Origin of the sequence: Mycolicibacterium fallax (assembly GCF_010726955.1) — a bacterium.
Classification (GTDB): domain Bacteria; phylum Actinomycetota; class Actinomycetes; order Mycobacteriales; family Mycobacteriaceae; genus Mycobacterium; species Mycobacterium fallax.
This window is the reverse complement of sequence record NZ_AP022603.1, coordinates 3,883,277-3,909,045: the sequence shown is the minus strand read 5'-3', so window position 1 is coordinate 3,909,045 and position 25,769 is coordinate 3,883,277. Positions and strand designations below refer to the sequence as shown.

The following is a 25,769-nucleotide window of genomic DNA, read 5'->3' as shown; positions in this document are numbered from 1 at the left end:
AAAGGCCCTCCGCACCACCTGTGAACTGCGACGATCGTGGCGCGGACGGGTCAGAGCACCAGGCCGGGATACAGCGGGTTGGCGTCCAGCAGCTCGCCGCTGGCGGCCCGAACCCGGTCGGCGACGCCGTCGGCCACGGTGTATTTGGCCTTCGACGAACCGTCGGCGGTGGTGTTGCTGAGCACCTCGACGACGAGTTCGGCCACCCGGTCGAAGTCGTCGGCGCCGAAGCCGCGGGTGGTCAGCGCCGGGGTGCCGAACCGGATGCCGGAGGTGTACCAGGCGCCGTTGGCGTCGGCCGGAACGGCGTTGCGGTTGGTGACGATGCCGGCGTCGAGCAACGCGGATTCCGCCTGTCGGCCGGTCAGCCCGAACGACGTGACATCCAGCAGCACCAGGTGGTTGTCGGTGCCGCCGGTGACCAGGTTCCCGCCGCGGGAGAGGAACCCGTCGGCCAGCGACTTGGCGTTGTCGGCGACGGCCTGGGCGTAGCTGCGGAACTCCGGTCGGCGGGCCTCGGCCAACGCGACGGCCTTGGCCGCCATCACGTGGCTCAGCGGGCCGCCGAGCACCATCGGGCAGCCCTTGTCGACGGCCGGCGCGTACTCCTCGGTGGCCAGCACCAGGCCGCCGCGCGGGCCGCGCAGCGACTTGTGCGTCGTCGTGGTGGTGACGTGCGCGTGCGGCACCGGATCCTCGTCACCGGTGAACACCTTGCCGGCCACCAGGCCGGCGAAGTGCGCCATGTCGACCATCAGGGTGGCGCCGACCTCGTCGGCGATCTCGCGCATCTTGGCGAAGTTGACCCGGCGCGGGTAGGCCGAGTAGCCGGCGACCAGCACCAGCGGCTTGAACTCGCGGGCCGCGGCGGCCAGCGCGTCGTAGTCGATCAGGCCGGTCACCGGATCGGTGCCGTAGCTGCGCTGGTGGAACATCTTGCCGGAGATGTTGGGCCGGAAACCGTGGGTCAGGTGACCGCCGGTGTCCAGCGACATCCCCATCAGGCGCTGGTTGCCGAGCTTGGCGCGCAGCTTCTCCCAGTCCGCCTCGGACAGGTCGTTGACGTGCTTGGCGCCGAGCTCGGCCAGGCCCGGGGTCTCCACCCGGGTGGCCAGGATCGCCCAGTAGGCCACCAGGTTGGCGTCGATGCCCGAGTGCGGCTGGGCGTAGGCGTACGGCGCGCCGAAGAGCTCGCGGGCGTGCTCGGCGGCCAGCGCCTCGACGGTGTCGACGTTCTGGCAGGCGGCGTAGAACCGGTGCCCGACGGTGCCCTCGGCGTACTTGTCGGAGAACCAGGTGCCCATGGTCAGCAGCACGGCCGGCGAGGCGTAGTTCTCGCTGGCGATCAGCTTGAGCGACTCACGCTGATCGGCGAGCTCCTTGCGGGTGGCCGCGGCGATGCGGGGCTCGACGGTCTCGATGACCTGCAGGATGTTCTGGTAGGCCGTGCTGGCGGTCGCGGCGTAATCGGCGCCCTGGGTCGAGACGGTCGAGTCAGCAGTCATGGGCTCAAGGGTAGTAGCCGAACCTCATCCGGTGGGCCCCCGGTGCCACCTCGCGGTAGTTCCCCGCGCTCCCCCGCCCGGCGTCCCCGGCGCTCCCCCCGCGCCCGGCGTCCCGCCGCGCACTTCCCCGCGCTCCCCTTGCGCCCTTCCCCGCGCTCCCCCTGCGCCCAGCGCTCAACCTGGTACCGGACACGCCGACGACGGCGTACACGGGTGAGCGCTGGGCGGGGACGTCGGCGCCCAGCGCTCATCGCGGTACCGGACACGCCGAGGGCGGCGTACACCGGTGAGCGCTGGGCGGTGATGGGGCTGGCGGCGCTGCGGGTGCGCGACGGGCGCCGGGCGGGGCGCGCGGCGGGGGCGCGGCGGGCGCGCGGCGGGCGGCGGGAATTACCGCGGCAGGGTGGAGGGGATCAGCGGCTCGTCGAGCAGCACCCGGAAGCGTTCGGCGAGGTCCATCCCGGCGGGGCGGTCGTCCAGCCAGCCGCGCAGCAGCCGGTAGCCCTCCACGTAGGTGGAGGTGTAGGCCCGCCACAGCGGCGAGGACAGGAACCTCAGCATGTGCCGGGCGCGGGTCTCGTCGACCAGCAGCCAGCGCCGCAGGTAGGCGACGACGTCGTCGGGGTCGCGGTGCTCGTCGTGCAGCATCAGCGCGGCGTCCTGACGGACGTCGGCCAGCCCGGCCATCGCCGCGGACACCGCCTGCGCCCGCTGCCCGTCGAACCGCAGCCCGAGGTCGGCGTAGATCTCGGCGGCCCAGCCGCCCCATTCCGGGCCGACCGCGGCGTACAGCGCGAGGTCGGCCAGCCCCTCGGCCATCAGGCACTGCGGGGTGTTGACCAAGAAGATGGTCTGCTCGGCCTGCCCCAGCCCGGCGACCAAGCCGGCTTCCTTGCGGCAGTGCTCGGTGTGGTGGCCCGGATAGGACTCGTGCGCCACCAGCCGCGGCAGGTTCGACATCTGCTGCTTGAGGTCGGCGTTGACCGCGACCGTCGAGGTGTAGTTGCCGCGGTAGTAGTTGAACCCCGACCACGGCTTGTCGGTGACGATCTCGTACTCGACGGTCTCGGTGTCGGGCAGCGGGTAGCTGGCCCGGACCCGGTCGCGCAGCGCGCTGGAGAACGCGTCGATGGCCTCACCGAGTCGCTGCGGCGCGATCTCCTCGCCGGCCCGGTAGGCCGCGATCCGCTCGGTCAGCGGTCCGCTGCCACCGAGCGCCTCCTCCAGCGATCGGTGCGCCTGACGGTAGGTCTCCGGGTCGCCCTTGGTGATGGTGACGTCGAAGTAGTCGCGGACCTCCTCGACGAAGCCGACCTGCTCCCCGGCGAACTTGCGTCCGGCGCACGCCAACGCGCGCAGGTGCGCCCGCAGGTATTCGGCGCGCATCGCGGTGAATTGCTCGTCCAGCGGCACGCCGGGCAGCGCGTCGAGCAGGTAGCGGGCCTGTTTGACCAGATCGGTGGGCACCGGGTCGGGCTCGTCGGCGACCTGACGGCGCAGCGCGGGGTCCCCGGTGAACGAGTCGACGTAGCCATCCTCGATGCGGTCGAAGCGCAAACCGAGCAGCAGGAACTCGCGAATCAACACCTCAGGAGACACCTCAGACACGGTAGCCGCGCCCGTACCCGGATTCCCCGGCGGCGCGCAGGACTGCAAGACTGAGGCCATGGCGCGGCTGAGCGAGCCCAGCCCGTACGTCGAATTCGACCGGGCTCAATGGCGCGCGCTCCGAATGTCGACGCCGCTGAAGCTGACCGAGAATGAACTGCGCGGCCTGCGCGGCCTCGGCGAGCAGATCGACTTGCTGGAGGTCGAGGAGGTCTACCTCCCGCTGGCCCGACTGATCCACCTGCAGGTTGCGGCGCGGCAGCGACTGTTCTCGGCCACCTCAGAGTTCCTCGGCGAGACCGAGCAGAATCCGGATCGCCCGGTGCCGTTCGTGATTGGGGTGGCCGGCAGCGTCGCGGTGGGCAAGTCCACCACCGCCCGCGTGCTGCAGGCGCTGCTGGCCCGCTGGGAGCACCACCCGCGGGTCGACCTGGTCACCACCGATGGGTTCCTCTACCCGAACGCCGAGCTGGATCGGCAGAACCTGATGCACCGCAAGGGTTTCCCGGAGAGCTATGACCGGCGGGCCCTGATGCGGTTCGTGACGGCAGTGAAATCCGGCGCCCCGGCGGCCTACGCCCCGGTGTATTCGCATCTGCTCTACGATGTGGTGCCGCGGGAGAAGATCGTCATCCGCCACCCCGACATCCTGATCCTGGAGGGCCTCAACGTCCTGCAGACCGGTCCGACGCTGATGGTCAGCGACCTGTTCGACTTCTCGGTGTACGTCGACGCGCGCATCCAAGACATCGAATCTTGGTACGTGTCAAGGTTTTTGGCGATGCGAGCGGGCGCGTTCTCGAACCCGGCCTCGCACTTTCACCACTACGCGACACTGACCGATGATCAGGCGGTGTTCGCCGCCAGTGACATCTGGCGGGCGATCAACCTGCCGAACCTGGTGGAGAACATCCTGCCGACCCGACCGCGCGCCACCCTGGTCCTCCGCAAGGATGCCGACCACTCCATCAACCGGCTGCGGCTCCGCAAACTCTAGGGGCTCCCTGGCCAGCCGGCAGTACGGCCCACTCGATCAACCGGCTGCGGCTGCGCAAACTCTAGGGGCACCTGTCCCGCCGGCAGATCAACCGGCTGCGGCTGCGCAAACTGTAGGGCACCCTGGCCCGCCAACAGCCCAGCCCACTCCATCAACCGGCTGCGGCCCCCGGATGCCGTGCACAGATGTCCGCTGACAGCGCCGCCAAATGGATTATCCATTTGGCGGCGCTGTGGCGGTACATCTGTGCAAGCCTCGGGCGTCGTCAGCCCAGCCGGCGCAGCCCGATCCACTGCGCCGCGGCGAATACGGCCGTATAGACGGCACTGAACAGCAGCGCCGCGACGCCAACCCCGGTCAGCGGCCAGACCCCGAGCACAACGACGGCCAGCGCGGCCAGCGTGCAGACCTCGTTGGCGACGATCGTCGCCCACGCGCCCGGCGCCACCCGATCCCGGCCGGCCAGCCAGTACACGTCGACCGCGTAGACCAGGAAGAAGATCCCGAGGCCGAGCACGAACGCCTGCGGGATCCCGGTCCACTCGGCGAGCGGGCGCGCGGCGGCCACAAACGGGATCCCGACGACCCCCACCAGCACGGCGTCGACGCGCATCGCGGTGCGCACCAGGGCGTCCTCGGAGCGGACGGTGGGGTTTCCTGCCAGTTGAGTGGTCATCGCCGTTCCTCTCATCGATGGAGTCCCCCGTGATTCGGTGGGACATCATCAATGCTGGTCAGCGCCTACTGCCAGGTCGACGCTCGGTGCTGCCAGACACTGCCATCCGGCCGCGCAGGTCGGTGGCGATGAGCTTGGCCGCGGAGTTCTGCCAGTTGTGCAGGGACCGTTGCGGGACCTCGGTGACCAGCCACTGCCAGGCGGCCCGGCCGGCCGGGTCCAGCCCGGCGGCGGTGGCGTTCTGGGCGTAGGCCCGCACCCCGGCGATGTACGGGAAGTACAGCGCGTTGTAGTAGCGCCACTCGTCGGAGGTGCCGAAGTCGTCGTCGCCGCGGGGCTTGAGGGCGGCGATCCGTTCGGCCAGCAGCGCCTTGAGTTCGTTGGCGCGTTCCAGCGGTTGGTCCGGCAGCCCGCGCGCGGCCAGCCGCTCGTCGATCATCGGCAGCGCGGTCAGCGGGCTGGCCACCAGTTTGGACAGGTTGCCGTAGTGGCCGAGGGCTCGGCGGGTCAACCGGGTGAAGGTCTCGCCGTCGACCTCGTCGAGCGGGTTGGGCCGGCGCAGCGGCAGCGCGGCCTCGGTGTCGCGCAGCACCGCGCGGTCGGCGCGCAGTTCCGGAGCGCGGGCGAACACCAGCCGGTCCAGCAGCCCGGCCAGCGGGTCCGCCAGCACGGTGAGCGCGACGGCAACCCCGACGCTGGTGAACGTCAGCGCGGTGACCACGGTGCGCGCGGCGCCGTCGGTCGCAGCGATCCCGACCATGCCCTGCGCGCCGAACAGCACCGCCACCGCCATCGCCCCGGCGAAGGATCGGCGCATGTCGGCGCGCAGCGCCTGGCCCTCGTCGAAGGCGTCCCACAGCGCGACGGCCAGGCCGAGCAGGAGCACGTCGAAGCCGGTCGAGGCCAGCGCCAGCCAGCTCGGCAGGATGCCCAGCGGGATCACCAGGATCGCGTTGGCCAGCGCGAAAAACAGCGTGGCGACGACGATCACCCCGATCACCGACCCGGGCCGCGGGGCCCGGCGCACCGCCAGCACCAGCGCGGCCAGGGTGGACACCGAGATCACCGCGAACATCAGCCAGTGCCCGAACCGCAGCGGCGGATCCACGCCGCCGGCCAGCGCCGCGCCCACCACCGCGAGCACCGCGACCGCGACGACGGCGGCCCGCTCGGCCCCGCGGCGACGCCAACGCTGGGCCGGCCGGGCCAGTTCCAGCAGCACCGCCAGCCACGCCACCCCCGGCACGATGACCAGGAAGATCTCCACCCGGCCCAGCGGCTCGGGGTTCCCGGCCGACAGCCGGACCGCATCCAGGGCGACCACCAGCGCGAACCCGCACAGTCCGGCGGCGGCCAGCGCCAGCACCGGTTTGCGGCGGTCACGGCCCAGCAGGTACAGCCCCAGCCACCAGCTCAGCGCGAACGTCAGCACCGAAAGCGCGGCCATGACGCCAGTCTGGCACAGCGATCGCGGTCGGCGCGGGTTCAGTCGGCCGGGCCGAGGGTCGCCGCGCGGGCCAGGTGGCGCACCCGATCCTTGGCGATCTTGCCGTTGCTGGTCATCGGGAGTTGCTCGACGAACAGCACGTGCCGCGGCCGTTTGAACGCCGAAATCCGCTCCCGGACATGGTCGATCAGTTCCTCGGCGGTGGGCCGGCGGTCCGGGTGCGCGACGACGACGGCGCAGATCGCCTCGCCCCAGTAGTCGTCGGGCACGCCGACCACGGCCACCATGTCGACGCCGGGATGCGTCGACAGCGCGTCCTCGACCTCGCGGGAGCTGACGTTCTCCCCGCCGGTGATGATGACGTCCTTGGACCGGTCGACGATGGTCAGCCGGCCGTCGGCGTCGAGGCGCCCGACGTCGCCGGTGCGAAACCAGCCGGTCCGCGGTGTCACCGCGCCTGCCGTCGGATCCCAGTAGCCGGCCATCAGCTGCGGCCCGTCGACCAGTACCTCGCCGACCTCCTCGGGACCGTCGATCGCAACCCGCACACCCGAATGCGGCCGGCCCGCAGTGCGCAGCACCTGCGCGCCCATCCGGTGCTCGGCCGGGGTCAGGAAGGTGACGTTGCCGGCCGTCTCGGTCATGCCGTAGCCCTGGTGGAAGTCCACGCCGAGCACGTCTGCGGCCCGCTCGATCAGGTCCGCGGTGATCGGCGCCGCGCCGTAGGCGACCTCCCGCAGCGTCGGCATCGCGGCGTCGTCGTGGGACTGCACGTACGCGACCAGGGCGTGCAACATCGTCGGGGCCAGCGAGCAGGACCGCACCCGATGCGCGTTGACGGCCGCGACGAACTCCGCGGGCCGGAACCGCGACGGCAGCACCACCGTCGAGCCCGTGGCGTGCCGGACCAGCACGTTGTAGCCGGCGATGTGGCACATCGGGAACGGGGTGAGGTAGACGTCGGCGTCGGGCACCGAGCGGCCCTCCACGGTCCCCCACGCCCCGGCGGCCAGCGACCGGTGGGTGTGCACCGCGCCCTTGGGACGACCGGTGGAGCCGCTGGTGAACACCAGCCAGGCGGGCCGATCGGGGTCCGGTGTGCCGACGGCGGGGGGATGCGCCAGCGCCGCCCGCCAGACCGGGCCGCCGAATGTCGTTCGCGCACCGGGCAACTCGGCCAGGTACTGCTCGTCGCCGAGCACCAGCCGGGCACCCGCGACGGCGATCTGCTCGGCCTGCTCGACGGGGTCGAGGCGCTGGTTGATCAGCGCGAGGACCCGCCCGGCCCGCGGCACCGCGTAGTAGGCCAGCGCGTAGTGCACCGAGTTGTCCGCGACGACGGCAACCCGGTCGCCGGGGTCGGTGACGGTGCTCAGCCAGCCGGCCAGCGCAGCGCTGCGCGCATCGAGTTCGGCGAAGGTGATCATGCCCGCGTCGTCGATGACGGCCGGGCGGTCCGGCGCGGTCGCCACCGCCGGTGCGAGCAGGTCGGCGAGCACCGGGACTAGGTGCCGAACCGGCGGTTGCGCTGGCTGTAGTCGCGCAGCGCGCGCAGGAAGTCCACCCGGCGGAACGCCGGCCAGTGCGCCTCGGTGAACCACATCTCCGAATACGCGCTCTGCCACAGCAGGAACCCGGACAGCCGCTGTTCGCCGGAGGTGCGGATCACCAGGTCGGGGTCGGGCTGGCCGGAGGTGTACAGGTTCTCCGAGATGCCGTCGGCGGTGACGGCCTCGATCAGCTGCTCACCGGTGGCGCCGCCGGCGATCGCCTTGTTCAGCAGCGACCGGACCGCGTCGACGATCTCCTGTCGTCCGCCGTAGCCGACCGCGACGTTGACGTGCAGGCCGCCGGGGGTGGCGGTGGCCGCGGTGCCGTCCACGGCCTGGCGCAGCCGGCGGGCCGGCTCCTCGCCGAGCAGTTCCAGGTCGCCGACGGTCCGCACGCTCCACCGGTTGGCCGGCGCGCAGATCTCCTCGACGACGTCGGTGATGATTTCGATGAGCGCCGACAGTTCCTCCGGGTCGCGCTGCAGGTTCTCCGTGGAGAGCAGGTAGACGGTGGCCAGCTCGATGCCCTCGGCCGCGCACCAGCGCAGCATCTCGGCGATCTTGGCCGCCCCCATCCGGTAGCCGACGCTGACGTCGTCGTAGCCGGCGTCGCGGGCCCAGCGCCGATTCCCGTCGCACAGCACCGCGATGTGGCGCGGCAGCTGCGCGCGGGACTGCGCGAGCTCATGGCGCAACCGCAGCTCATAGAGCCGGTACATCGGCTCCTTGAGTCGGGGCGGGATGATCTCCACGGTTAGCCAGACTACTGTGAAGCCCTGCGGAGCCTTCCGGGCGTCGGCCCGCGCAGGTTCACGTCACCGGAGGTGCACATTGACCGCTCCCACCGACCGTCCGAGCACATCCGCGGCCTCGGATCGACCACTGACGCAGCTCGATATCGACGGTTTCAGCGCTGACCTGCCCGAGGCGATCGCCGAGGGCGTCGCGCAGTTCCTGGGCAAGCCGCGCGCCCGCGGGTGGATTCACCTCTATTCGGCGGTGATCGCGACGATCGCCGGCGCTGCGCTGGTCGCGGTGTCCTGGTCGCTCAAGGGCGTCACCGCCGGGCTGTCCACGCTGCTCTACACGTTCACGATCGTCGCGATGTTCACCGTCAGCGCCGTGTACCACCGGGTGAACTGGACCTCGCGGACCGCCCGCACCTGGATGAAGCGGGCCGATCACTCAATGATCTTCCTGTTCATCGCCGGAAGTTACACGCCGTTCGCGCTGCTGGCGCTGCCGTCGAACCAGGGCTGGGTGCTGTTCTGGATCGTCTGGGGCGGCGCACTGGCCGGGGTGGCGCTGAAGATGCTGTGGCCGTCGGCACCGCGCTGGCTGGGGGTGCCGCTGTACATCCTGTTGGGCTGGGTGGCGGCGTGGTTCATCGGGCCGATCATGGACGGCGCGGGGGTGGCTGCGGTGGTGCTGCTGATCGTTGGTGGCGCGCTGTATTCGATCGGCGGCGTGCTCTATGCGCTCAAGTGGCCGAATCCGTGGCCGACGACGTTCGGGCACCACGAGTTCTTCCACGCCTGCACGGCGGTGGCGGCGATCTGCCACTACATCGCAATGTGGTTCGCGGTGTTCTCCGGCTGACTTCGAGGGGCGGGGGGCGGGTGTGCTGCTTCAAACGCGCGGGGCTTCCGGGGCACTACTCGAAGGCGCGGGGTTCGTGGCCACTGCTTCAAACGCCCGCCCGAAACCGCGAGTGTGAAAATATTTTCACTTTCGCCGCCGAGAGTGAAAATATTTTCACACACTGAAGCAGCGCTGGGGCGGCAGATGCGGATGTGACGCATGCGACGACGCGCGGGGGCAGGCAGACGCAGACGCCCGCGACGAATGAGGACGCTGAGGCTGCTGATGCGGGCGTGACGGTTCGCGGGGGCGGCCGATGCGAGTGCGACGGGCGCGGCGGCGACGGGTCAGCGCGCCGGGTCAGAGCATGGTGACGTCGGCCTGCGACCAGTACGCCTTCATCGACGTGATCAGGCCGTCGCGGTCGAACGTCATCACCTCGATGGGCTCGATGCGCATGGCGCCGCCGACGGTGATGCCGAAGGCGAACGCCGCCTCGTGCCCACCGGAGCGGAAGCTGAGCAGCTCGGTGCTGAGCTCGGCGGCATCCAGCGCGGTGTAGAACCGCTGGATGGCCTGCCGGCCGATGTGCACCTCGCCGCCGCCGACCGGATCCTCCAGGGTGGCGTCCTCGGAGTACAGCGCGGCGACGTCGGCGGAGGTGCCGGTGGCCACCGTGTCCAGGTAGCGCTTGACGAGGGCTTCGGTGTCCACGACGTAAGGCATGTGCGGCACGCTACACGGGCGGCGACAGTGCAGCGGCCAAACCCTGCGGGGTAGTCACCGGCAGATCGCAGATCCGGCCGCGGCAGACGTAGGCGGCGTCGGCGCCGTCGATCCGGTCCCGGTCGGCCAGCAGCGGCATCGAGTCCCGCGGCCCGCCGACGACGACGGCACCGCCCGGGGCCAGCCGTCGCGCCTCCGCCAGCAGCGCCGAGCCGGGGTCATCGCAGGCCACCGCGATCTGCAGCGGCCCGGTCAGCGCGGCCTGCGCGACGGCGAGCCACCAGCCCGCCGCCCGCGGTGCGCGCGACAGCAGCGCCGAATACCGCTGCAGGCTTGCCGCGGCGGCCTGCTCGTAACGCTCGGCGACGTCGACCAGGTGCGCCGCGCTCAGCAGGGCCCCGGTGATCAGCGAGGCGCCCGAGGGAGTCGCGTCGTCGGTGGCGGTCGCCGGGCGCATCAGCAGTTGCTCGGCGTCGTCGGCGACGTCGAACCAGCCGCCGGGATTGGCCTCGTCGGCGAAGTGCGCCAGCGCGGTGTCGAGCAGCCCGGTCGCGGCCGCCAGCCGGGCCGGGTCACCGTCGTGTTGATACAGCGCGAGCAGCGCGTCGGCCAGCGCGGCGTAGTCCTCCAGCACCCCGTCGTTGCCGCCGACGGTCCCGCCAAGGCTGGCCCGGCGCAGCCGCCCATCGCGCAGGTGCAGTTCCAGCAACGCGTCGGCGCACCGGTTGGCCGCAGCGAGCAGGTCCGGGCGCTCCAGCGCGACGGCCGCCTCGAGCAGGCCGCTGATGGCCAACGCGTTCCACGCGGTGACGATCTTGTCGTCACGCCCGGGCTGGACCCGACTCCCGCGGGCCGCCAGCAGTGCCGCGCGCACCCGCTGCAGCCGCGCCTCGTCGGCGGTGTCCGGGTCGGCAAGGCGCTGCAGCACCGACTCGCCGTGCTCGAAGGTGCCAGCCGCGGTGACGGTGAAAAACTCTGCCGCCCAACGCCCGTCTTCGTCGCCAAGCACCTCCGCCAACTGTTCCGGGGTCCAGACGTAGCTGGAACCCTCGCGGCCGTCGGCATCGGCGTCCAGCGAAGAGATGAACAACCCCGAGCCGGACGCCTCGGCAAGGTCGCGCAGCAGGAAATCGGCGGTCTCCCCGGCGATTCGGGCGGCCAGCGCCGAACCGGTGCGCCGGGCCCAGTGCGCGTAGACATTCAACAGCAGCGCGTTGTCGTACAGCATCTTCTCGAAATGCGGCACCACCCAGGCGATGTCGACGGCGTAGCGGGCGAATCCGCCGGCCAGCTGGTCGTAGATGCCCCCGCGGGCCATCGCGGTGGCGGTGCGCTCCACCGCCGCCAGCGCCGGAGCCGAACCGGTACGTTCGTGCTCCCGCAGCAGCGCCTCGAGCAGCGACGACGGCGGAAACTTCGGCGCCCCACCGAATCCGCCGTGCCGAATGTCCTCGGCGCCGAGCACCGCCGACACCGCGTGCTGGCACAACTCGGCGCTGATCGGGGGCCCGCCGGGCAGCCCGTCGGCCATCCGCCGCAGTTCCTCGGCGATCCGGCCGGAGGCCGCGTCAACGTCGTCCCGGCGCTGCGTCCACGCCTCGGTGACCGCCGAAAGCAACTGCAGAAAGGCGGCTTTCGGGTAGTAGGTGCCGCAGAAGAACGGCTCGCCGGTCGGGGTGAGAAAGCACGTCATCGGCCAGCCGCCCTGCCCGGTGAGGGCAACGGTGGCGTTCATGTAGATGGTGTCGAGGTCGGGCCGTTCTTCCCGGTCGACCTTGATGCAGACGAAGTTCGCGTTGGCGACGGCCGCCACGTCGTCGTCCTCAAAGGATTCGTGCGCCATCACATGGCACCAGTGGCAGGCCGCGTAGCCGATCGACAGCAGGATCGGCACGTTGCGGCGCGCGGCCTCGGCCAGCGCATCGGGCGACCACTGCTGCCAGTGCACCGGGTTGTCGGCGTGCTGGCGCAGGTACGGGCTGGTGGCGTCGGCGAGCAGGTTGGCCATATCGGGTTTCAGGTTAGTCCCGTCCCGGCCGGCCGGCCTCAACTACTAGCGGCAGAACCGGGGCTCGCGGGTCAGTCAGCCGGCTTGGACTCGACGTCGGCAACCTCGTCGGATTCCTCGGCCGGCTGCGACTGCCGCAGTTTCTTGGCCCGCTTGCACAGTTCGGGATCGGCCTCGGGCACGTCGTCGAAGGACTCCGGCACCTTGCGCAGTTGCTTGGTCATCGACTTGCCCAGCAGCAGCACCGAGATCAGCAGCAGCACCAGGAACAACAGGCCGATCGGGCTGGCCTTACCGAAATCGGGACCGCTGTTGCGGGGGCCCTCCTCGGCCAACAGCATCATGGCTGTCATCACATAGCCGTTCATTGCACCCCTTCGAATAGGTCGGTCTCCGGCAGGCTCACCGGAACCCGGGATCGGGCCAACTCGAACTCCTCGGTCGGCCACAGTCGCCGCTGCCACTCCAGTGGCGCGGTGAAGAAATGCCCGGTCGGATCGATCTGCGTGGCGTGCGCCCGCAGCGCGTCGTCACGCTGCGGGAAGTAATCCGCGCATTCGATCCGGGTGGTCACCCGCCGGGCCATGTGATCGTGCTCGGGGTCCCACCGCTCCAGCCAGCTGGCGAACGGCCCGGTGCGGCCGTTGCGGGCGAACTCGTCCTGGAGCAACTGCATGCGTTCGCGCAGGAAGCCGTGGTTGTAGTACAGCTTGGCGACGCTCCACGGATCCCCCGCCCCGGGGAACCGCAGGTGATCGGCGGCGGCCTCGTAGGCCGCGACGGACACCTCGTGGCAGCGGATGTGATCGGGGTGCGGGTAGCCGCCGTTTTCGTCGTAGGTGGTCATCACGTGCGGGCGAAACGCGCGGACCAGGGTGACCAGCCGCTCCAGCGGGCCCTCCAGCGGGATCGCCGCGAACGAGCCCTCCGGAACCGGCGGCAGTGGATCGCCCTCGGGCAGCCCGGAGTCGAGGAACCCCAGCCAGCTGTGCTCGACGCCGAGAATCTCCGCGGCCCGGGCCATCTCCTGCCTGCGCACCGCGGCGACGCGTTCGCGCACGTCGGGCCGGTCCATCGCCGGATTGAGAATGTCGCCGCGCTCGCCGCCGGTCAGCGTCACCACCAGGACCCGATGCCCCTCGGCGGCGTAGCGGGCCGTCGTGGCAGCACCCTTGCTGGACTCGTCGTCCGGATGCGCGTGCACGGCCATCAACCGAAGTTCGCTCACCTGCGCCTTCGCCGCCTTTCCAGCCGGGTGCCTATAGTTCTGACCATATGTCCTAGGGCCAATGTTTCCATTTTCGGCGGTCCGGGACAAAAGCCCGTCGTCCATCTTGGTACCCGTCCACGCACAGGAGCACCCGCCCCATGTCCGACCAGGCAGCGATCCCCCCGGCCGACCGCTACGGTCGCCGCCGGCGCACCCCGGCCTCGCGGCGGCGCCTGGCCATCGGCCTGACGGTGCTGGTCCTGGTGCTCGGCGTGCTGATCGCGGTGGAGGGGTATCGCAAGCTCGGCGGCGGTGACGTCAGCGGCAGCCTGGCCGCCTACCAGCTGATCGACGACCAAACCGCCGAGGTCACGCTCACGGTGACCCGAAAGGATCCGAGCCGCCCGGTGGTCTGCATCGCTCGGGCCCGGTCCAAGGACGGCACCGAAACCGGCCGTCGGGAAATCCTGGTTGGGCCCTCCACGGACGCCACCGTCCAGGTCGTGATGCTGGTCAAGACCAGCAAACCGCCGGTCACCGGGGACGCCTACGGCTGCGGGACCGTCATCCCGTCGTATCTCGTCGCGCCGTCCTGACCCGGGCAGTTCGTCGGCTGCACGTACGAGGGCCGTGACGGTGGTAACATGAGACACGCACGGTTCCTGATTGGGGCCGTGTATTGCGTATGAGGCGACACTTCGGGGGTGCGCCGAGAAGCGCAGTACCCGCGGGCACCCAGTCCGCACCGGCAGTGCCGAACACCGACTGCCCCGCGGACATCGCGAATCAACGAAGAGGAGCGCGACGATGACTGATACCCAGGTGACCTGGCTGACGGAGGAATCCTTCGAGCGGCTCAAGGCTGAGCTGGACCAGCTGATCGCGAACCGGCCGGCTATCGCCGCCGAGATCAACGACCGCCGTGAAGAGGGCGACCTGCGCGAGAACGGCGGCTACCACGCGGCCCGCGAGGAGCAGGGCCAGCAGGAGGCGCGCATCCGCCAGCTGCAGGAACTGCTGAACACCGCCAAGGTCGGCGAGGTGCCCACCCAGTCCGGTGTGGCGCTGCCCGGCTCGGTGGTGACCGTCTACTACGACGGCGACAAGTCCGATGGGGAGACCTTCCTGATCGGCACCCGCGAGCAGGCCATCAACGACGGCAAGCTCGAGGTGTACTCGCCGCAGTCCCCGCTCGGCTCGGCGCTGATCGACGCCAAGGTCGGCGACACCCGCAGCTACACGGTGCCCAGCGGCAGCACGGTCAACGTCACGCTGGTCAGTGCTGAGCCGTACCACGCCTGAGTCCCCGGCCCACTCGGCCGGCATCGCCGACGCGCTGATGCTGGTCCTGCTGGACAATGCCTCGGCCCGGCCCTCGCTGGACCGCACCCGGCGACGCCGGGCGGTCGCCGCCGCCGCGCTGCTCGACCTGGCCGCCGCCTGCCGAATCCGGCCGGCCGGCACCGACGATCCGGCACCCGAGGGCACCCTGGTGGTGCTCGCCGGTCCGGAGGTGCACGACTCGATCGCCACCCCGGCGCTGGACGCGCTGACCCGGCGCCCAATGACGCCAGGGGCGGCGATCTCCGAGCTCGCTCGGCACACCGAAGACCGACTGTTGGCAGCGCTGGTCGAATCCGGACTGGTCGTCGAAATACGTTTGCAGCCGTCAGTTTCCGGGCCGGCCGGGATCGCCGGCCGGCGCCCGCGCCGCTCCGACCGGTACGCCTGGCTGCTCACCGACCGGGGCCCCTCGGCCGCGGTGCGCGACGAGCTGCTCGCTGTCCTGGTCGACGGGGAGCCGGTGCGACCGGCGACGGCCGCGCTGATCAGCCTGCTGCATGCCGTCGACGGGCTGCGCGAACTGCTGTCCCTTGAGCCGCGGGCCTGGCCGACGGTCGAGCTGATGGCCGCCGAAATCGCCAGCGGCGGTTGGGTTCTCGGCAGCCCGCAATCCCCGACCGAACCCGAGCCCACGCTCGCCGAGGTGAATCTCGCGGTGACGACCGCGGCGGTCTGCAGCGCCCTCCGCTAGCTCAGGGCTTGCTCCAGGTCGGCGCCAAAACGACCTGGCCTCCGCGCCCTTCGCTAGCTCAGGGCTTGCTCCAGGTCGGCGAGCAGATCCCCAATGTCCTCAATGCCGACCGACAGCCGGACCAGATCGTCGGGCACCTCCAGCTGCGATCCCGCCGTCGAGGCATGGGTCATCGCGCCGGGGTGCTCGATCAGCGACTCCACCCCGCCGAGCGACTCGGCCAGGATGAAAATCTCGGTGCGCGAGCACAATTGACGGGCCGCCTCGGCACCACCGCGCATCCGCACGCTCACCATGCCGCCGAACCCGCTCATCTGCCGGGCCGCCACCTCGTGGTTGGGGTGGGTCGGCAGGCCCGGGTAGAGCACCCGCTCGACCGCAGGGTGTCCGGCCAGGAATTCCGCCACCACACCGGCATTTTCGCAGTGTCGCTGCATCCGCAGCGGCAGCGTCTTGAGGCCGCGCATGGTCAGGTAGGCGTCGAACGGCCCGGGCACCGCGCCGGACCCGTTCTGCAGGAAGCCGAATGCGGCGTCGAGTCCCTCGTCGTTGGTGACCAGGGCGCCGCCGACGACGTCGGAATGCCCGCCGATGTACTTCGTTGTCGAATGCAACACCACGTCGGCACCGAGATTCAGTGGGGTCTGCAGGGCCGGGGAGGCGAAGGTGTTGTCCACCAGAACCTTCGGCCGCTGGTGCGACGGCCGGGCGCGGGCCAGTTCGCCGATCGCGGCGATGTCGGCGATCGACAGCAGCGGGTTGGTGGGGGTCTCCACCCAGATCAGCCGGGTCTGATCGGTGATCGCCGCGGCCACCGCACCGAGGTCCGACAGCGCGACCGGGGTGTGCCGAATCCCCCAGTGCGCGAAGACCTTGTCGATCAGCCGAAAGGTGCCGCCGTAGGCGTCGTCGGGAATGATCAGGTGATCACCGGGGCGCAGCATCGCGCGCAGAGCGCAGTCGGTGGCCGCCATGCCCGAGGCGAAGGCGCGGGCGTGGTCGCCTTCCTCGACCGCGGCCAGCGCGGTCTCCAACGCCGAACGGGTCGGGTTGCCGGTGCGGGCGTACTCGTAGCCGCCGCGCAGCCCGCCGACACCGTCCTGGGCGAAGGTGGAACTCGCGAAGATCGGCGCGTTGACCGCACCGGTGGCCGGATCCGGCCGGTACCCGGCGTGGATGGCCCGGGTGGCCGGCCCGGCCCAGCGGTGTCTGTCGGCTCTGCTGCGCTGCTCGCTCATAGCAATCGAGCCTAGCCCGGCGCCGATGCGCGCGCGGGCCAGGCTCGAGCGCCCGCTACGGCGTCAGCGCCGCGATGTTCCCGTTGGTCAGCCGCCGCCAGGCGTACGCCTGGAACAGCAGGGCGACCGGTGCGGCGACCACCACGCCGACGAAGCACACCAACATGCCGACCACGACGATCAGGTTGGAGACCAGCCAGGCCAGGATCGACTCGCCGAACCGGGTCTTGACCAGATCGAAGCTCGCCTTGATGCCGTCGACCCCCGACAGCCGGCGATCAATCACCGCGATGAGGGCGAACAGGGTGAACACTGCCACCACCGCACCGCCCAAGGGCACCACCGATGCGACCGCACTGGCGAGGGCGACCAGCAGCGCCGCCACGATGACCGCGCCCAGATTTCGGGGCTTGAAGAAGGTCCCGATCTCCACCGGCTTGCCGTCGACGATGTCGAGCACCCCGCCGACGTAGGCCGATGCCATCGCCGCGGCGGCCAGCACCAGGACGAAGAAACCCAGGAACATCACGGCGAAGGGCCACAGCGGGACCTCGATGGAGGTGGAGTACTCACCGGCGCCGGAATAGCTGTCGGCGTCCGGCTGCACCATGGCAAAGGGCAACACGAAGAACAGCGCCCCCACGACGCTGAGGATCAGCGCGTACACCACCGCGGGCACGATCAGCACAAGGGCGTTCTTGGAGAACTTGTTCCAGGCCCAACTGAACGCCTCGCCGACGCTGAACGCCGGGGGTGGCGGGCTCCAACCCGGCGGCGGGGGCGGGTAGCCGCCACCAGTTGGGTAGCCGGGCTGCGCGGGCGGGTAGCCACCGGGCTGCGGGTAGCCGGGCTGCTGGGGATAGCCACCGGGTTGCGGGTTGCTCGGTTGCGGGTTGCTCGGTTGCGGGTTGCTCGGTTGCGGATAGCCGGGCGACGGGTAGGCGCCGGCCGGCGGAGGTGCGCCCACGGACGGCGGTGGCGGGAAACCACCGGGAGCCGGCGGCGGGTAGTAACCCGGGACCGGCCCGCTGCCTCCGGGCGGGGGCCCGCCGGGGGGCGGCTGACTGCCGGGGGGCGGTTGACTGCCGGGGGGCGGTTGATCCGTCATGTCAGGGTCTCCTTCAATCAACGGTCCGGTCAGACCCGGAGCGCGAGAAACGGCTGCGCCGGAATGTTACGCACCACAAACCACATTGACACCGCCACCAGCGCGATCATCGGCGACCAGCGCAGATTTTGCCAGCTTCGAATACGACGGCCGCTCAGCCGACCGTGGCTCCAGGCGACGTAGGCCCAGACGAGCAGCGCGACCGCGACCACACCGAGAGCATTGAAACGAAAAGCGGTCGTAATATCGCCGTGCATCAGCGAATACAGCATCCGCAGGCTGCCGCAGCCCGGGCAGATCACCCCGAGATAGGTCTTGGTCGGGCACTGCGGACACAGCCCGCCGGGGGTGGTCGGGTCGGCCGCCCAGATCGCCGCACCCACTGCGACGGTTACCGCGGCGACCGCCACCGGCGCGCCGGCGCGTGAACGCACCGGCGCGACGCTCACGCGGTCGATCAGACTCAATAGCCGCTGTTCATCATCGCGGCGCCGGCCGCGATCTGAATGATGACGGCCACCACAATCACAACGGCGCCGACGATGGCACCCCACATGGCGAACTTCTTGGCGTCCTCCGCGGCGGCCTGCGCGGCGGCGTGCTGCCCCTGCGCCCACAGTCCGTTGACCTGGGTGGCCTTCACGATCGACACGATGCCCAGCGGCAGGCAGCACAGCACCGTGCACAGGATCGCCCAGACCAGGTTGTTGTCCGGCGGCGCGCCGAAGCCACCACCGGGCGGCGGGGGCGGAAAGTTGCCGGGCGGCGGCGGGGGCGGGTAGTTGCCGGGCGGCGGCGGGGGCGGGTAGTTGCCGGGCGGCGGCGGGTATGACGTCATGGGAAACCTTTGCTGAGAGGGGTTCGATGCGTTCGGGCAGGAGATTACCGGAACTCCGGTGTGCCGGCAGGCACTAATCCGGCGCTACCTGCGCCGCGCGCCCTCCGACAGGAAGCCCAGCAGATCGTGGCGGGTGATGACGCCGACGGGTTTGCCACCGTCGATCACCATCAGCGCGTCGTCGTCGCGCAGCGCGGCGGCCACCGCGGCCACCGGTTCGCCCGAGCCGATCAGCGGCAGCGGCGGGCCCATGTGCTGGGCGACGGCGTCGGCGAGTGCCGCGCGGCCCTCGAACACCGCCGAGAGCAGCTCCCGCTCGGACACGCTGCCGGCCACCTCGCCGGCCATCACCGGCGGCTCGGCGCCGACGACCGGCATCTGCGGTACTCCGCGGATGCCGATGGCCCGGACCGTCTCGCGCACCAGATCCGGCAGGTGGCGTGCGGCGGACCGCCGACGGACTCGGTGGTCCCGCACCTGCCAGGAACCCGTGATTCGGAAGATCGGGGTAGCCGCGGCCGGTCCCGTCCAGCCCGTCGCGACCGGCCAGAAGATCCCGCAGGAGCCGCCGACCAGCAACCCCTCCTCGCGGGCGAGCCGCCGGGTCATGTCGAAGGAGTCCGCGTCGGAGACCGCGATGATCTCGTCGGGGATGCTGGGGTCGTAGGCGCCCGGCCAGAAGTCCTCGCCGACGCCCTCGACCAGATACGTCGCCGAGGGTAGCGGGCCGACCACCTGCACCCGGCCCTCGGAGACGTCCTTGAGGTAGCGGCCGGTGCCGGTGATGGTGCCGCCGGTGCCGACGCCGGCGACGAAATGGGTGACGGTGCCGTCGGTGTCGGACCAGATCTCCGGGCCCGTCGTCTCATAGTGACTGTCGGGGCCGTTGAGGTTGGAGTACTGGTCCGGCTTCCAGGCGCCCGGGGTCTCGGCGACCAGCCGGTCGGAGACGTTGTAGTAGGAGTCGGGGTGCTCCGGCGGGACCGCCGTCGGGCAGACCACGACCTCGGCGCCGTAGGCCCGCAGCACGTTCTGCTTGTCCTCGCTGACCTTGTCCGGGCAGACGAAGATGCACTTGTAGCCGCGGCGCTGCGCCACCAGCGCCAGCCCCACCCCGGTGTTGCCGGAGGTCGGCTCGACGATGGTGCCGCCCGGGCGCAGTTCCCCGCTGGCCTCGGCGGCGTCGATCATCTTCACCGCGATGCGGTCCTTCGAGCTGCCGCCGGGGTTGAGGTATTCGATCTTGGCGACCACCGTCGCCGCACCGGGCGGGACCACCGACGTCAGTTTGACCAGAGGGGTGTTGCCGATGAGGTCGGTGATGTGCTCAGCGATGCGCATGCCTACATAGTCTCAGGCCGCGCGCTGCGGCGCCCCAGGGTGGCGGGGGTGGGCTTTGCCCAGCGCTCACCCAGGTACCGGACACGCCGGTGACGGCGTACAAGGGTGCGCGCTCGGGGGGAGAAGTGGGCAGCGCCAAGGGTGCCAACGGGAAGAGGGGCAGCTGCCAAGGGTGCCAACGGGAAGAGGGGCCCAGCTGCCAAGGGACAGCGGCTACTCGGTGGCCTCGCGGATGTACTGGCCGATCTGGCGCAGCGAGCGGTCGGCCTCCGGGATGATCGGCGCGGCGAGCTGGAAATCGTGGATCTGCCCCCGCCACACCCGCAGCTCGGTCGGCACCCCGGCCGCCGCCAGCCGTCGGGCGGCCAGCCGGGCGTCGTGCAACAGCACCTCCGAGCCGGACACGTGGATCAGGGTGCGCGGCAGACCCGGCTCGATGTGGTCGAGCGGCTCGTAGATGCCCTCCGGCTCGCCGTCGACGATGCGCTTGGCCGCCGCCCGCGAGATCAGGTCCAGCAGCGCGTCGAACGCCCGCGGCGGGAACAACGCGTCGGTCCGGCTGTTGGGGTGCGCGTGCTTGGGCTCCTTGGCCAGCTGCATCAGCGGCGAGATGCCGACCAGCGCGGCGGGCTCCTCCCCCTCGTCCTGCAGCCGCTGGGCCAGCGTCAACGCCAGGTAGCCGCCGGCCGAATCACCGGCCAGCACGATCTGTTCGGGGTCGTAGCCGCGCTGCCGCAGCCAGCGGTAGGCGTCGTAACAGTCGTCGACGGCCTCCCCCACCGAGTTCTTCGGAATGAGCCGATAGTCGACCACCAGCACCGGCGCGTCGGCGTACTTGGACACGGCGCCCACGATCCGGCTGTGCGAGTTGACCCCGCAGGTCAGGAACGCCCCGCCGTGGATGTAGAGCACGATCCGGCGGTTGCCGTCGGCGGGCAGCACGCCGGGCGCGCGGACCAGCTGCGCGGTGGCGTTGGCCAGCCCGATGGTCGCGCGCACCGTGCCGGCCTCCGGGACGAACGCGCGACCGATCTGGTCGAGCACCCCGAACGGCCACGGCAGATGCGGCACGTAGCTGCCGGCGGCCAGCGCCGGGCGAACGGTCAACCGGCAGGCCAGCGACGCGGCACGCGCGATCAGGCTGGGCCCGGACTCGATGACCTCGACCGGCGCGCCGTCGCTGACCGGGTACTTGCGGGTCTTTCGCAGGCTGGTCGCACCGACGTATGGGCCGGGTGCGCCGATCACCTTGCTCGGTGCGGTCATCTGACTCACTCCCTACTTCGTTGTAGTACCACCGCCGGCGGTTGGAGGTCCGGGCTGTCAATCCCCTGGTAACCCAGGTTGACCAGCTCCAAAACGTTTAACAATCGCCGTACCAGAACTGTTACCGCATCCGGTACCCGAACGTGACCCGGTCTGGGAGTTTATGCACAGCCCCAGCGGCCCGGGACCGATAGCATGCCGGATGTGGGCATACGTGTCTCGCGTCGGTCGACCATGGCAGCCACCGCGGTGGGTATCGCGGCGTCGACCGGCGTCGGCCTGGTGAGTGCCCACAACCTGCTGACCGGCCAGGCCGTGCAGGCCCGGCAGGTGATCCCGAAATCCTGGGACGTCCCGCCGCGCGCCGACGGCGTCTACCTGCCCGCGGGCGGCCCGGTCCAGCGCTGGCAGCGCGGCGACGACGTCGACGTGCACCTGATGGTGTTCGGTGACTCGACCGCGACCGGCTACGGCTGCCGAGACGCCGAGGAGGTACCCGGGGTGCGGCTGGCGCGGGGGCTGGCGCAACGCTCCGGCAAGCGGATCCGGCTGAGCACCAAGGCCATCGTCGGCGCCACCTCCAAGGGACTGTCCGGCCAGGTCGACGCCATGTTTGTGGCCGGACCGCCGCCGGACGCCGCCGTCATCATGATCGGCGCCAACGACGTCACCGCGCTCAACGGCATCGGGCCGTCGGCCCGCCGGTTGCGCGACGCGGTCGCCAGGCTGCGGGCCTCCGGCGCCGTCGTGGTGGTCGGCACCTGCCCGGACTTCGGGGTGATCACCGCCATTCCGCAGCCGCTGCGCTGGGTGACCCGCAACCGCGGCCTGCGGCTGGCCCGCACCCAGGCCCGCGAGGTCCGGGAGGCCGGCGGGGTGCCGGTGCCGCTGGCCGATCTGGTCAGCCCGGAGTTCCGCCAGGCGCCGGACCGGATGTTCTCCGCGGACCGCTTTCACCCGTCGGCCGACGGCTACCAACTCGCGGCGAACCAGCTGCTGCCCGCCCTTTGCTACGCGCTCGAGGAATGGCCGGGCGAACTGCCCTGGCAGTCCCGGTCGGCGGATTCGGGCTCGCTCGCGCGACGGCTGAGCATGTTGGCCCGGTTCTGGCCGCAGCGCACCACCGGGGTCCCCGCTCCGATGGTGCTCGGCACGGACTAGCGTCGACCCTGGTACGCGCGCCGCCGTGCGCGTTGTTCAGTACGCAACAAAGGAGTCCGTCATGCCCGAAGCCGTCATCGTCGCCACCGCCCGCTCACCGATCGGCCGCGCGGTCAAGGGGTCGCTGGCCACCATGCGCCCGGACGATCTGGCCGCCCAGATGGTCCGCGCTGCCCTGGAGAAGGTGCCGGCACTGGACCCGCGCGAGGTCGACGACCTGATGATGGGCTGCGGCCAGCCCGGCGGTGAGGCCGCCTACAACATCGCCCGCGCGGTCGCCGTCCAGCTCGGCTACGACTTCATGCCCGGCACCACGGTGAACCGGTACTGCTCGTCGTCGCTGCAGACCACCCGGATGGCCTTCCACGCGATCAAGGCCGGCGAGGGCGACGTGTTCATCTCCGCCGGTGTGGAGACCGTGTCGCGGTTCGGCGTCGGCGCCGCCGACGGTGCCCCCAACAGCAAGAACCCGCTGTTCGACGAGGCCCAGGCCCGCTCCGCCCGCCAGGCCGAGGGCGCCGACGAGTGGCACGACCCGCGTGCCGACGGCAACATCCCCGACGTCTACATCGCGATGGGCCAGACCGCCGAGAACGTCGCGCTGCACACCGGGGTCAGCCGCGAGGACCAGGACCGCTGGGGCGTGCGCAGCCAGAACCGCGCCGAGGAGGCCATCAAGAGCGGCTTCTTCGCCCGCGAGATCAGCCCGGTCACGCTGGCCGACGGCACCGTCGTGTCCACCGACGACGGCCCCCGCGCCGGCACCACCTACGAAGCGATCTCGCAGCTCAAGCCGGTGTTCCGGCCGAACGGCACCATCACCGCCGGCAACGCCTGCCCGCTCAACGACGGCGCCGCGGCCGTCGTCATCATGAGCGACACCCGGGCCAAGGAGCTGGGCCTGACCCCGCTGGCCCGGATCGTGTCCACCGGGGTGTCCGGCCTGTCCCCGGAGATCATGGGCCTGGGCCCGATCGAGGCGGTCCGCAAGGCGCTGACGAACGCCAAGATGTCAATCTCCGACATCGACCTCTACGAGATCAACGAGGCGTTCGCGGTGCAGGTGCTCGGCTCGGCGCGTGAACTCGGCATGGACGAGGACAAGCTGAACGTCTCCGGCGGCGCGATCGCGCTGGGCCACCCGTTCGGCATGACCGGCGCCCGGATCACCGCGACGCTGCTGAACAACCTGGCCACCCACGACAAGACCTACGGCATCGAGACCATGTGCGTCGGCGGCGGCCAGGGCATGGCGATGGTGGTCGAGCGACTCAGCTGACCGCACCCCGAACAGCAATGAGGCCCGGCACCCTGGGGTGCCGGGCCTCATTCGCGCCGATAACTAGTCGCTGTTGAAGTAGGACAGCAGGCGCAGGATCTCGATGTAGAGCCAGACCAGCGTGACGGTCAGGCCCAGCGCGATGCCCCAGGCCGCCTTCTCCGGCGCACCGGCGCGGATTGCCCGGTCGGCGGAGTCGAAGTCGATCAGGAAGCTGAACGCGGCCAGCGCGATGCAGACCAGCGAGAAGATGATCGCGATCGGGCCGCCGGCGCGCAGGCCCATGCCCTCACCGCCGCCCATCCCGAACAGGCCCAGCACGAAGTTGCCGAGCATCAGCACCAGCACGCCGATCATGCCGGCGACGATCATCCGGGTGAACTTGGGCGTGACCCGGATGGCGCCGGTCTTGTAGACGACCAGCATGCCGAAGAACACGCCGAAGGTGCCCAACAATGCCTGGGTGATCAGGGCTCCGGCGCTGCCCCCGGCGATCTCGACGCTCTTGCCGAACACCCACGAGATGCCACCGAGGAACAGGCCCTCGAGCACCGCGTAGCTGAGCACCATCGCCGGGTTGTCCTGGCGGCGGGTGAACGTCGCGAACAGCACGATGCCCAGGCCACCGAGGGCGCCGATCATGGACAACGGCATGGCCAGGGTGGGGTTGACCGAGGCCAGGAAGTAGCTGACGACGGCGACCGCGGTCAGCACACCCAGGGTGATGCCGGTCTTGGTGACGACGTCGTCGATGGTCAGCGGGCGGGACACGCCCTGCTGCTGGGTGTACGGCTCGGCGCCGTACTGCTGCGTGTGCATCTGCTGCGCTGCCGCACCGGCTGCGCCGGTGCCGAATGTGGCGTATCCGCCCTGTCCGGGCGACTGCCGGGACATCGAGCGAAGCACCGGGTTGCTGGTTTCCCGCACCGTCGGTTCCTTCCGTGAACGTACTGGGTCGAGCCTGGTCTAGGGTCTCGAACATCCGGACAACGATCGCCGGGGTGTTTCGGTTCCCACTGCTCCAAGCAACTTCACAGGCAACCCTACCGGGCCACGCGCACCCGACGAACGGTTACCGAAGCGGCACCCGCATAATTGGTTGGACATCCAAGTTTCCCGGAGCAGACAGGATTCCCCGTGACCGACGACCTCCTGACCCGCATCGAGAACGGCGTCGGCATCGCCACGCTGAATCGGCCCAAGGCGATCAACTCGCTGAACCAGGACATGGTCGACGCGCTCGCCGAGGTGCTGCCCGCCTGGGCGGCCGACGACGCGATCCGAGCGGTGGTGCTCGAGGGCGCCGGCGAGCGCGGACTGTGCGCCGGCGGCGACGTCGTCGCGATCTACCACAGCGCCCGCGCCGGCGGCGCCGAGGCGCGCAAGTTCTGGTTCGACGAGTACCGGGTCAACGCCCTGATCGGCAGCTACCCCAAGCCGTACGTGTCGCTGATGGACGGCATCGTGATGGGCGGCGGCGTCGGCGTCGGCGCCCACGGCAACATCCGGGTCGTCACCGACACCACCAAGATGGCCATGCCCGAGGTCGGCATCGGCTTCATCCCCGACGTCGGCGGCACCCATCTGCTGGCTCGGGCGCCGGGCCACCTCGGCCTGCACGCCGCGCTGACCGGCGCGCCGTTCTCCGGCGCCGATGCCATCGCGCTGGGTTTCGCCGACCATTTCGTCGCCCATGACCGGCTGGCCGACTTCACCGCCGACATCATCGCCACCGATGTGCCGACCGCGCTGGCCCGCCACGCCGTCGAGCCGCCGGCCTCCGCGCTGGCCGCGCAGCGGCCCTGGATCGACGAGTGCTACGCCGCGGGCAGCGTCGCGGAGATCATCGCCGCGCTGGCCGGCCACGACGACGAGCAGGCCCGCGCGGCCGCCGAGCTGATCGCCACCCGCTCACCGATCGCGCTGGCGGTGACCCTGGCGGCGGTCCGGCGCGCCGACGCGTTGGGCGCACTGCCCGAGGTGCTGGTCCAGGAGTTCCGGGTGTCCTGCGCCTCGCTGCGCAGCCACGACCTGGTGGAGGGTATCCGCGCCCAGCTCGTCGACAAGGACCGCAATCCGCAGTGGTCGCCGGCCACCCTGGCCGAGGTCACCGCCGCGGACGTCGAGGCGTATTTCGCCCCCGCCGACCCCGACCTGACCTTCTGACCCACGCCTGCTCACCCGACCCCCACCCC

25 protein-coding genes are annotated in these 25,769 nt (G+C 70.7%); 8 read left to right on the top strand and 17 right to left on the bottom strand.

Annotated elements, in window-relative coordinates; translation table 11 throughout:
* Nucleotides 1-50: 50 nt before the first annotated feature.
* Nucleotides 51-1,505: a glycine hydroxymethyltransferase gene (locus tag G6N10_RS18795; protein ID WP_085095455.1), complete on the bottom strand. Its 1,455-nt coding sequence runs from the start codon at nt 1,503-1,505 to the stop codon at nt 51-53.
* A 390-nt stretch (nt 1,506-1,895) separates the two neighbouring features.
* On the bottom strand, nt 1,896-3,104 hold the full coding sequence (locus tag G6N10_RS18790; protein ID WP_085095457.1) for a DUF885 domain-containing protein: 1,209 nt from the start codon (nt 3,102-3,104) through the stop codon (nt 1,896-1,898).
* A 67-nt stretch (nt 3,105-3,171) separates the two neighbouring features.
* On the opposite strand from G6N10_RS18790, the gene coaA reads away from it, so the two are divergent.
* A complete protein-coding gene (gene coaA / locus G6N10_RS18785; protein WP_085095459.1) occupies nt 3,172-4,110 on the top strand; it encodes a type I pantothenate kinase in 939 nt (312 codons plus the stop codon).
* Nucleotides 4,111-4,375: 265 nt separating this feature from the next.
* On the opposite strand, the gene G6N10_RS18780 is transcribed toward coaA, so the two are convergent.
* The 4 genes from G6N10_RS18780 to G6N10_RS18765 are packed head-to-tail and all read right to left on the bottom strand — an operon-like array spanning nt 4,376 to nt 8,535.
* Nucleotides 4,376-4,786, bottom strand: coding sequence for a hypothetical protein (locus G6N10_RS18780; RefSeq protein ID WP_085095461.1), 411 nt, complete (start codon nt 4,784-4,786; stop codon nt 4,376-4,378).
* 58 nt (nt 4,787-4,844) lie between these two features.
* Entirely contained in the window at nt 4,845-6,233 is a 1,389-nt protein-coding gene (locus G6N10_RS18775) for a hypothetical protein (RefSeq protein ID WP_085095463.1), read from the bottom strand.
* Nucleotides 6,234-6,271: 38 nt separating this feature from the next.
* A complete protein-coding gene (locus G6N10_RS18770; protein WP_085095465.1) occupies nt 6,272-7,732 on the bottom strand; it encodes an AMP-binding protein in 1,461 nt (486 codons plus the stop codon).
* Between the two features lie 5 nt (nt 7,733-7,737).
* On the bottom strand, nt 7,738-8,535 hold the full coding sequence (locus tag G6N10_RS18765) for a (2Z,6E)-farnesyl diphosphate synthase (protein ID WP_085095467.1): 798 nt from the start codon (nt 8,533-8,535) through the stop codon (nt 7,738-7,740).
* Nucleotides 8,536-8,701: 166 nt separating this feature from the next.
* Here G6N10_RS18765 and trhA point away from each other — a divergent pair, with 166 nt between their 5' ends.
* Entirely contained in the window at nt 8,702-9,382 is a 681-nt protein-coding gene (gene trhA / locus G6N10_RS18760) for a PAQR family membrane homeostasis protein TrhA (protein WP_234810531.1), read from the top strand.
* A 342-nt stretch (nt 9,383-9,724) separates the two neighbouring features.
* Here the strand turns inward: trhA and G6N10_RS18755 are convergent, their stop codons facing one another.
* From G6N10_RS18755 to mca, 4 genes are all read right to left on the bottom strand, one after another.
* Nucleotides 9,725-10,090, bottom strand: a complete 366-nt coding sequence (locus G6N10_RS18755) for a nuclear transport factor 2 family protein (RefSeq protein WP_085095483.1) — start codon at nt 10,088-10,090, stop codon at nt 9,725-9,727.
* A 10-nt stretch (nt 10,091-10,100) separates the two neighbouring features.
* Nucleotides 10,101-12,098 carry a thioredoxin domain-containing protein gene (locus tag G6N10_RS18750; protein ID WP_085095469.1) on the bottom strand — a complete coding sequence of 666 codons (1,998 nt, stop codon included), beginning with the start codon at nt 12,096-12,098 and terminating at the stop codon, nt 10,101-10,103.
* A 71-nt stretch (nt 12,099-12,169) separates the two neighbouring features.
* Nucleotides 12,170-12,451 (bottom strand): hypothetical protein, encoded by a 282-nt coding sequence (locus G6N10_RS18745; protein WP_234810528.1) that lies wholly within the window; start codon nt 12,449-12,451, stop codon nt 12,170-12,172.
* An 11-nt stretch (nt 12,452-12,462) separates the two neighbouring features.
* The gene (mca, locus tag G6N10_RS18740; RefSeq protein ID WP_085095473.1) at nt 12,463-13,326 is read right to left on the bottom strand and encodes a mycothiol conjugate amidase Mca; all 864 of its coding nucleotides are present in this window, start codon (nt 13,324-13,326) and stop codon (nt 12,463-12,465) included.
* 140 nt (nt 13,327-13,466) lie between these two features.
* Between mca and G6N10_RS18735 the strand changes: the two genes are divergently transcribed.
* The 3 genes from G6N10_RS18735 (at nt 13,467) to G6N10_RS18725 (ending at nt 15,343) form a co-directional block, all read left to right on the top strand.
* On the top strand, nt 13,467-13,904 hold the full coding sequence (locus G6N10_RS18735) for a DUF4307 domain-containing protein (RefSeq protein WP_085095475.1): 438 nt from the start codon (nt 13,467-13,469) through the stop codon (nt 13,902-13,904).
* Between the two features lie 211 nt (nt 13,905-14,115).
* A complete protein-coding gene (gene greA, locus G6N10_RS18730; protein WP_085095477.1) occupies nt 14,116-14,610 on the top strand; it encodes a transcription elongation factor GreA in 495 nt (164 codons plus the stop codon).
* Nucleotides 14,588-15,343 carry a GOLPH3/VPS74 family protein gene (locus tag G6N10_RS18725; protein WP_234810529.1) on the top strand — a complete coding sequence of 252 codons (756 nt, stop codon included), beginning with the start codon at nt 14,588-14,590 and terminating at the stop codon, nt 15,341-15,343. The genes greA and G6N10_RS18725 overlap by 23 nt, the downstream gene beginning before the upstream one ends.
* A gap of 53 nt (nt 15,344-15,396) precedes the next feature.
* On the opposite strand, the gene G6N10_RS18720 is transcribed toward G6N10_RS18725, so the two are convergent.
* The 6 genes from G6N10_RS18720 to G6N10_RS18695 all read right to left on the bottom strand — a co-directional run bounded on the left by G6N10_RS18720 (nt 15,397) and on the right by G6N10_RS18695 (nt 21,134).
* Complete coding sequence (locus tag G6N10_RS18720) at nt 15,397-16,581, bottom strand: cystathionine gamma-synthase (RefSeq protein ID WP_085095479.1); 1,185 nt, start codon at nt 16,579-16,581, stop codon at nt 15,397-15,399.
* Between the two features lie 55 nt (nt 16,582-16,636).
* Nucleotides 16,637-17,548, bottom strand: coding sequence for a DUF3824 domain-containing protein (locus tag G6N10_RS18715; protein WP_207568348.1), 912 nt, complete (start codon nt 17,546-17,548; stop codon nt 16,637-16,639).
* Between the two features lie 170 nt (nt 17,549-17,718).
* Nucleotides 17,719-18,138: a DUF2752 domain-containing protein gene (locus G6N10_RS18710; RefSeq protein WP_163742586.1), complete on the bottom strand. Its 420-nt coding sequence runs from the start codon at nt 18,136-18,138 to the stop codon at nt 17,719-17,721.
* Between the two features lie 14 nt (nt 18,139-18,152).
* Nucleotides 18,153-18,527 (bottom strand): CD225/dispanin family protein, encoded by a 375-nt coding sequence (locus G6N10_RS18705; RefSeq protein WP_163742582.1) that lies wholly within the window; start codon nt 18,525-18,527, stop codon nt 18,153-18,155.
* A gap of 84 nt (nt 18,528-18,611) precedes the next feature.
* Nucleotides 18,612-19,868, bottom strand: a complete 1,257-nt coding sequence (locus G6N10_RS18700; protein ID WP_163742580.1) for a pyridoxal-phosphate dependent enzyme — start codon at nt 19,866-19,868, stop codon at nt 18,612-18,614.
* A 213-nt stretch (nt 19,869-20,081) separates the two neighbouring features.
* On the bottom strand, nt 20,082-21,134 hold the full coding sequence (locus G6N10_RS18695) for an alpha/beta hydrolase fold domain-containing protein (RefSeq protein WP_085092684.1): 1,053 nt from the start codon (nt 21,132-21,134) through the stop codon (nt 20,082-20,084).
* 204 nt (nt 21,135-21,338) lie between these two features.
* Here G6N10_RS18695 and G6N10_RS18690 point away from each other — a divergent pair, with 204 nt between their 5' ends.
* Both G6N10_RS18690 and G6N10_RS18685 read left to right on the top strand, forming a co-directional pair.
* A complete protein-coding gene (locus G6N10_RS18690) occupies nt 21,339-22,295 on the top strand; it encodes an SGNH/GDSL hydrolase family protein (RefSeq protein ID WP_085092691.1) in 957 nt (318 codons plus the stop codon).
* A gap of 61 nt (nt 22,296-22,356) precedes the next feature.
* Nucleotides 22,357-23,574, top strand: coding sequence for an acetyl-CoA C-acetyltransferase (locus tag G6N10_RS18685; protein WP_085092683.1), 1,218 nt, complete (start codon nt 22,357-22,359; stop codon nt 23,572-23,574).
* 63 nt (nt 23,575-23,637) lie between these two features.
* Here the strand turns inward: G6N10_RS18685 and G6N10_RS18680 are convergent, their stop codons facing one another.
* On the bottom strand, nt 23,638-24,501 hold the full coding sequence (locus G6N10_RS18680; RefSeq protein ID WP_085092682.1) for a Bax inhibitor-1/YccA family protein: 864 nt from the start codon (nt 24,499-24,501) through the stop codon (nt 23,638-23,640).
* Nucleotides 24,502-24,711: 210 nt separating this feature from the next.
* Here G6N10_RS18680 and G6N10_RS18675 point away from each other — a divergent pair, with 210 nt between their 5' ends.
* The gene (locus tag G6N10_RS18675; protein ID WP_085092681.1) at nt 24,712-25,740 is read left to right on the top strand and encodes an enoyl-CoA hydratase/isomerase family protein; all 1,029 of its coding nucleotides are present in this window, start codon (nt 24,712-24,714) and stop codon (nt 25,738-25,740) included.
* Nucleotides 25,741-25,769 lie beyond the last annotated feature (29 nt).